We start from the raw sequence: 731 nt of genomic DNA on the forward strand, positions 1-731 counted from the left end.
ATAGGGCATCAGGACCGATATCGTCACTACGCGCTATATTATTAAAGCGTGTTCTAATATTTCCTAAGCTTACTAGGTAATTGTCTAACAGCGACAGATCTTGATTATCCTCTCTTGGCGTGACTAAAGCATGAATAGAGGAGAATTCTTGTGCGATCACACCTGAATTGGCTTGCGGAGCAGAATTTGTGTCACTAGAGCTACTACCGTTGTTCATTGACGCTTCTGCCATACGCAGTTCAGCTGGACTTTGGCGCAGTATGGTCTGCTTAAACCAATTTACAAATGAGCGTCGAGACTGACCACCATTAGCAGAGCCTAGGTTAGCAGCTTGGTTGTCCCATTGAGTTTGACGATCAACCGTCTCAAATAGAGTTTTTAACGGTGATTCTTTTGCGTTAGACAATTGATTTAACAAGACAGCATGGTCATCGAATCCCTCGCTATCACGAACGTAAACTTGCGATATAAATCGTTTCCATTCAGAGATATATTCTTGCTTATAACGATTGACTAAATATTGTCGTATTTGTTCAGGGCTACCAGTCAACGTGAGATCATCTTGGCTACTGGTTGCCAGCACCCAATCATCTGCTACTATTCTAGTAGTGGCAGCTTTATCAATCTCATCACTAACGAAAGACTCCCACGCTTGCTTGGTAAAGGTACCTGAGATCACATAGCTACCAAGTAGTGCTTCATTGGCATCATTTTGAGTGATCTGTGCAACC

Annotated in this window: 1 protein-coding gene; it reads right to left on the reverse strand. The window is 42.7% G+C overall.

The genetic code is table 11. From position 1 onward, the window contains the following. Window positions 1–731 (reverse strand): ImcF-related family protein (locus tag ACS8FD_RS20250; RefSeq protein WP_439277186.1); only part of this gene is annotated, 731 nt, incomplete at both ends.

It is taken from the genome of Psychrobacter sp. 1U2 (assembly GCF_051847575.1).